Annotated in this window: 2 protein-coding genes; both read left to right on the plus strand. The window is 31.3% G+C overall.

Going from position 1 to position 3,959, the window contains the following annotated elements; all coding sequences use genetic code 11:
- Nucleotides 1-2,484 precede the first annotated feature (2,484 nt).
- On the plus strand, nucleotides 2,485-3,162 hold the full coding sequence (locus ACTQ16_RS16415) for a ParA family protein (RefSeq protein WP_441932130.1): 678 nt from the start codon (nucleotides 2,485-2,487) through the stop codon (nucleotides 3,160-3,162).
- A gap of 8 nt (nucleotides 3,163-3,170) precedes the next feature.
- Nucleotides 3,171-3,593, plus strand: coding sequence for a hypothetical protein (locus tag ACTQ16_RS16420; protein WP_441938512.1), 423 nt, complete (start codon nucleotides 3,171-3,173; stop codon nucleotides 3,591-3,593).
- Nucleotides 3,594-3,959: the final 366 nt, after the last annotated feature.

The raw sequence follows: 3,959 nt of genomic DNA on the forward strand, positions 1-3,959 counted from the left end.
GAATACTAAGTAACTTGGCATCTAAGTAACAAGACAATTCGTATATTTAGTAATGAAATAATAAAATACTTTATATACTAATTATCTAATATTAAAGTAATAAGATACTTTGTATATAAGATACTTAGCATCTAAGTTTCTAAGTATCAAGAATACTAAGTAACTTGGCATCTAAGTAACAAGACAATTCGTATATTTAGTAATGAAATAATAAAATACTTTATATACTAATTATCTAATATTAAAGTAATAAGATACTTTGTATATAAGATACTTAGCATCTAAGTTTCTAAGTATCAAGAATACTAAGTAACTTGGCATCTAAGTAACAAGACAATTCGTATATTTAGTAATGAAATAATAAAATACTTTATATACTAATTATTTAATATCGAAATAACAAGATACTTTATATATAAGATGCTTAGTATCTAAGCAACAAGACACTTCGTATACTTAGTAATGAAGTAATAAGATACTTTATATACTAATTATTTAATATTAAAGTAACAAGATACTTTGTATATAAGATACTTAGCATTTAAGTTTCTAAGTATCAAGAGCACTAAACAACTAAGTATCTAAGCAACAAGATATTTCATGTACAAAGTATTGAAGTAACAAAATACTTTATATACTAGATACTTAATATTAAAATAACAAGATACTTAGTATATAAGATACTTAGTACTGAATATTCTAAGTATCAAGACTACTAAGTAACTTAGAATCAAAACAATAAAACACTTCGTATATTTAGTATCGAAGTATTTATATACTTTATATATAAGATACTTAGTATCTAAGAAAACTAAGCAACTTAGCATCTAAACAACAAGACACTTCGTGCGTTTAGTAATGAAGTAACAAAGTACTTTGTTTTTGCCAATACCTAGGAATCCAAAAATCTGAGCAGAAGCTATCAACAAAAAAAGGAAGTAATGACCGCCAATAGGGAAGAACCATCGAGGCATAGGCTAGAAATATATAGCTTGTCAGCCCTCGGGATAATCAATTCGCAATACTGAGAAATCTCTGCTACAAAACATTTCCATAGCATATCAGATAAATAGCAACCATGAAGAAGTCAAGGAACACTATACACTTCACGAGAAAGCGCAAAATGGTAGCTCTAAGCATACCCCAAAACGTCCTTCATCTAATAGGAAGCAAAGTCTTGGAAAATATGATAACCATAAGTCTGATTCTACAAGTAGGAGGTACTTTTACTCTGGTATTACTTCCAAAAACCAGAAGACAATGATTAGATCGATGAGTTTCCAATACAACAGTCAAGTCATATTAACTCATGCTCATCCAATAAGCAGTGGAACAAGTTGTTGTTTTCAATAAGCTAAGCGTTCAGAATAGCAATCACACTTACAAACGAAGTAGTCGGAATGCTTGCAAGCAAGCCTTACACACTCTCCATCGGTGCAATAGAAAATCTTGCCAGATGTATTTCTTAAATCTTCATCAAGTATATTCATCGCAGCATTCAGGTCCTGTACGATCAACTCACCGTAATTATGGCAAGTATAGTAGCAATCTGAAAAAGACAGTCCCTCTTGAAATGACCACAAAGCTGGCATGTTTTCTTGGATGGATAGAACCGGCCTACCTTAACTAGAATTACGCCGTACCACTTTTCCTTATTATCCAAGCTAATGTTCGATGCCTTATGCCTGGAATCATTTGTATTCTATATCCATGACGATAGGGGAGGGTTGGAGTAGGAAAGCCGGGGATATTGTCATTTTTTTAGATAGGGTAGTGGAGGATACCCAACACTACATATATATGCAATTCCTAGGAAAAATTTGTATAGAAGAGCAGCTTCTACATTTAGCTGAATAATCATCAAGAATTACCCTGAAGTCACCTGCTTATCAGACGGCCAAAGACGTACAGTTTAGCAAATTCAATTGGATGCAAAAATATCTTGAAATTATAATCTTGAAGTATAAGCTGGAACATATATCTAAGAAAACTGCTTTACTACCATCAGGAAGCATAAGAGCATTTATGTTTTAATATACATATCTTGATATTTAAATATTTAGTAATTTAAATGTTTTAATACTTAATATACATATAGTTTTACCGAGCGAAAAGAATAACTAAAATAATTAATATATTTAGTATTTTATAATTTTCGCAATAAAATTCACCTTAAAACAATATCTTAAAAAGCAATCTTACCTAAAGCATACAGAATAGAACAATTGATAATCAACATATTACAATATTTAATAATAAAGTATTTTATTACTTTAATATTTTATTTACTAGTGTATTGATATATTTATCAATATGTATTTTTGTAATCTAATACTTAAATATACTTAATTACTAAATATTTCCCCTGCAAAAGTATGTAAATTACTAATATTTTTAGTATCTTTGCGGACGAATAGGGGAATGACCTCAACATAGGTAGCTACCTCAACAAAACGTAAATAGAATATATTAATAATAAAGATCATGGGGAATAATAAGATTATCGTATTTGCAAACCAAAAGGGAGGTGTCGGCAAAACAACTCTCTGTATCATGTTTGCACATTATTTGCACTCACTTGGCAAAAACGTTTATGTGATTGATGCGGATCAACAATTGACTGTATTCGATCGACGTAACGACGAGTTGAAGCAAAAAGCAAAAGATGAAGAGCCTTTCGGTGTTTGTGCTGTAAACATTAAAGACAAAGATGAGGTCATTAAGGCTGTTGAAATTGCCAAGAATTTTGATGGAATAATCTTAATAGATACTCCAGGTACCATTACCGAGGATGGATTAATTCCTATTTTCGTTAATGCTGATGCTATAGTCTGTCCATATGATTATGAGACTAACACTATAAAGTCAACAGGAGTCTTCATCCAAATGATGAACATCTTGAAAGGAAAGTTTGAGAAGTTTCACGCCAAGTCTTTCTTTGTGCCAAATCGTGTGCGTAAGGGACAGGGAATCGAAGACGAAAAGAAGTTTTGGAGTTTGTCAGACAGTTTGTTCCGCGGATTTGGTGAAGTTACCCCAATAATATACGATCGTGTTGATATTCGACGAAATTCAACTATGATTTGCAAGAATGAGCAGTTGGAACTCGTTAAAGAAGCATTTGAATACATAATGGATAAGATTAACAAAGATAATAAATAAGACATAATATGGATTATAACGATGAATATTCATTGCCAGGTGGACTAGATGGTTTGTCAAGGGCAATTCATAAACAGCAATCAACAAATGTTGATAAACCTGAAGAGCAGGAGAACAAAGTAGTGAAGGAACCTAAGAAAGCCTCAAAGAAGGTTGAAGATACAGATGTCGAGATTACAGAAGATATGTCATCACTTGACAAGGTATTGGCATATGCTGATGCTTTTTCGAAAGAATATCGTGCTACCAAAAAAACTGGCAACATGATTATGATTGATGAAGACTTAAAACTCAATCTAGAAAAGCTGAAGCTGGCATTCTCTGGTGAGAAGAAACTCTCGGTAAAACATCTTGCCAATGCCATCATTAAGATGTTCTTCGAAGATGAAGAAGTCAATGATTCCTTAAAATCTAGACTGAAGAAGCTCTAAGGAATTAACATCCTCATAAACCATTTAAGAGAATGTGCTCCCATACTTGCAGAAGAGTAGGGGAGCACATTTTATTTCGTAAAATGTCAAACACAAAAAAGATTACATATTAATTATTTTACAATGAATAATTTCATTAAGATATATATGTATATTAATTAATAAAATAACTTATTATTTAAATATCTAAGAATTAGATAACTAAAGTAGTAAAGTTACTAATTATTTTTCCGAAACAATTAATCATCTGATAGATAACCTCAAATCCGCAACCTATAGGGTTTAGTGGGATTTTGCTTGCAAAGCGACAAAATTCATTTTATTGTACATATTTCTTGCACAACAGAAATGTCGCAGACACAAAAT

It is taken from the genome of Prevotella sp. LCP21S3_D2, assembly GCF_052118345.1.
Classification (GTDB): Bacteria; Bacteroidota; Bacteroidia; order Bacteroidales; family Bacteroidaceae; genus Prevotella.

Excerpts from the sequence above, each read along its gene's own strand:
- ACTQ16_RS16420 (WP_441938512.1), top strand. The coding sequence starts at position 3,171 with ATGGATTATAACGATGAATATTCATTGCCAGGTGGACTAGATGGTTTG.
- ACTQ16_RS16415 (WP_441932130.1), top strand. The coding sequence starts at position 2,485 with ATGGGGAATAATAAGATTATCGTATTTGCAAACCAAAAGGGAGGTGTC.